We start from the raw sequence: 2,421 nt of genomic DNA, 5'->3' as shown, positions 1-2,421 counted from the left end.
CACTCAATGCGCGAGTCTCGGTTTCAAACCTAAATCGACAGCAGGCCAAGCTCAAGATTCGGATTGTTATAGCGAAAAGAAATATTTCGTGGAATGACGTAGCCTTGGCGAAATGCAAAGAAGCGCAGATCACTATCATAACGGATAGTGAAATCGATTACTACACGTCACTTGTGCAGCATCTCAAATATGCCGCTCGATACCAATTTCTAGCTCATATGTTTGGCGGTCAGAAAATCGATGGTCTTGCCAGACAGGTCGTTGCAACGCGGGGCAAAATGGGAGGAGTACCATTCCACACCTTTCTCATACCGCCAGATAAGTTGTTGAAAATCGCTTATTATCGGCCGCGGAGAGTTCTGTTACCATGTGACGAAACTCCTGGGCCGCGCGGGCTTGGTAGCGCTCCTTGTGCGCGAGCAGGAAAAACTGCCGCGGCGGCAAGGCGATCTTGACCGATCGGAGCGTGCCGGCGGCCAGCGCATTGGCCACAACGAGCCGCGACATCGCCGTCACGCCAGCGCCGGCCTGTACCGCCGCGCGCACCGATTCATTCGACGGCAGCTCGAGGACGATATCGAGACTTGCTTTGTCTACGCCTAGAGCCGGCAACGCTGCTTCGAAGATTGCGCGCGTACCGGAACCCGGTTCGCGCAACACCCAGCACGCCTGCTGGAAGTCACGTTTCGGGTTTGGGATCTGGCTGGCCCATGGGTGGTCAGGCGCGACGACGATCAGGATCTCGTCTTCGGCTATCGCGCTGATCGTCAGCGATGGGTCGTCAACGTCGCCTTCGATGAGGCCCAGATCGGCTGCGCCGTCATGGATGGCGGACGTTACCGTTGCGGTGTTGCCGATTGTCATCGTAACGGTGATGCCTGGGTGATGCTTCTGAAAGCGCTGAATGTGTTGCGGCAGCCAGTAGTTGGCCACGGTCTGACTGGCTGCAATCGTAAGCTTGCCGCGCTTGAGACCTGAGAGGTCGGCCAGCACGGATTCGGCCGCCTGCGCGCGTGCAACGACGGCCCTTGCTTCGGACAGGAAGATCTTGCCGGCTTCAGTCAGCACGATGCGACGGCCGATCCGGTCGAAAAGCTTGGCCTGGTGGCGGTCCTCAAGCGTGGAGACCGCGGCGCTAGTGGCCGATTGCGTCAGGTTCAGGTCACGCGACGCCTGCGTGACATGCTCGCGTTCCGCCACCGCGATGAAGATGCGAAGTTGTTCGAGGGTCATGTGGGTCTTCTCATCCGGCAAGCTTGACGAGCATTAGACTAAATGAGGCGATGAAAAGAAAGGCAGCGAGTCCCAGAAGGAACGGGCGCGCACCCTTGGCCTTGAGCTTGCGAAAATCGGTCTCCAGGCCCATCGCGGCCAGCGCCATCGACAAGAGAAACGTCGTCAGGGTCGCGATCCAGGCCTTTGCGTCTTCCGGGATAGCGACCGCGCTGTTCAATCCGACCAGCGCGACGAAACCCAGCACGAACCACGGCATTGGCGGTCTTGCCTGCGTATGGTCCGGACCCTTCGACTTCATCCGGTGTGTCGTCGCGAAGCCAAGCGCGAGGACCATCGGCGCCAGCATCATCACCCGCGTCAGCTTGGCGATCGTGCCGAACTCGCCCGCCTGCTTACCGTCCTGGAAGGCTGCGGCGACAACCTGCGCGATTTCGTGGATCGATGCCCCCGCCCACAGGCCGAAGCCGTGCGCATCGAGATGCAGGAGGCCGGGCAGCAGCGGGTAGGCAAACATCGCGATCGAGCCGAACACCGTGACGCAGGCGACCGCGTAGGCGACATCTTCGTCATGCGCTCGGGTGACCGTGTTGGTGGCGATGACGGCGGAGGCGCCGCAGATCGAGGTGCCTGCCGCGATCAGCTCGGCCAACTTGCGCTCGACGCCAATCAGCCGCCCGAACCAGAGCGTGAAGGCAAACGTGGCGCCGAGCGTCGTTGCGATGATGGCGACACCGGCGGCGCCGACCTCCGCGACCTGAATGATTGTCAGTTGTAGCCCCAGAAGAATGATCGCGCCGCGCAGAAGCGTGCGCATCGAGAACGCTACCCCCGCCCTGGCGCGAGCCGGCGTCCCCACAAGGTTGTGAAACGCCATTCCGATCACGATTGCGATGATCATCGGACTGAAGGCGCCGACGCCCGGCGCTTGACGCAGGACCAAAGCCAATCCGGCGATGAGCGCCGCAAGGAACAGGCCCGGAGCCAAAGTGCGAATTGTATGCTGGCGGTATGGTTCGGCGTGGTGCTTGACCGCGACGGCCGGCGTATCGGTTTGGGCGGCGTGCTCGAGATCGATTCTGGGAAGCGCATTCATGGCGTCACGACACGAAAGTGGTGAATCTGTCCGACATTTAAGAACATATAGGGGCTTGTCGCAAACATTTTCGGAGCGCGCAATTATCCACT

At 60.3% G+C, this 2,421-nt stretch carries 2 protein-coding genes; both read right to left on the bottom strand.

The annotated features are described in order from the left end of the window. Positions 1-306 precede the first annotated feature (306 nt). On the bottom strand, positions 307-1,233 hold the full coding sequence (locus EP380_RS23345; RefSeq protein ID WP_127601224.1) for a LysR family transcriptional regulator: 927 nt from the start codon (positions 1,231-1,233) through the stop codon (positions 307-309). Positions 1,234-1,243: 10 nt separating this feature from the next. Next, positions 1,244-2,329, bottom strand: coding sequence for a YeiH family protein (locus EP380_RS23340; protein ID WP_080723358.1), 1,086 nt, complete (start codon positions 2,327-2,329; stop codon positions 1,244-1,246). Between the last annotated feature and the right edge of the window lie 92 nt (positions 2,330-2,421).

The organism is Nitratireductor alexandrii (assembly GCF_004000215.1).
In the GTDB taxonomy this organism is placed as follows: Bacteria; Pseudomonadota; Alphaproteobacteria; order Rhizobiales; family Rhizobiaceae; genus Mangrovimarina; species Mangrovimarina alexandrii.
Note: the sequence above shows the minus strand (reverse complement) of the source record. Positions and strands in the feature narration are given on the sequence as shown.